General features: G+C 46.9%; 1 protein-coding gene. It reads left to right on the top strand.

Features of this window, described 5'->3' with window-relative positions; all coding sequences use genetic code 11:
• A partial coding sequence (locus tag ACTQ9T_RS14575; protein WP_440465494.1) for a hypothetical protein occupies positions 1–399 on the top strand: 399 nt, incomplete at both ends.

Below are 399 nucleotides of genomic sequence, written 5' to 3'. Positions count from 1 at the left end.
CAAACTAATGTCACTGACGGCACTAATACTGCAAACTATGGCCTAACAGGCGCAAGTCTGACGGATGGCGCAAACACCAATAACAGCACCGCACTGGGCAACACCATCATCAGTGGCACTGACGAGACCACGATCAGTGCAACAGGCACTAACGTGACTGACGGTAATGGCAATACTGGTAACTATGGTGCTGATACCACAGTCTTGACAGATGACTCAGGCAATACCAATGCGAGTGCTGCAATAGGTAATGTCATATTCGATGATGCCGGTAACTTTAATGCAAGCGGTGCCATTGGTAATGCGATATTTGACGATTCAGGTAATGCCAACTTGAGTGGTGCAGAAGGCAATATAATATTCGATGATTCAGACAATGTCACTACTACCTCAGCCACC

The organism is Psychrobacter sp. ASPA161_6, assembly GCF_051970285.1.
Lineage (GTDB): Bacteria > Pseudomonadota > Gammaproteobacteria > Pseudomonadales > Moraxellaceae > Psychrobacter > Psychrobacter glaciei.
Note: the sequence above shows the minus strand (reverse complement) of the source record. Positions and strands in the feature narration are given on the sequence as shown.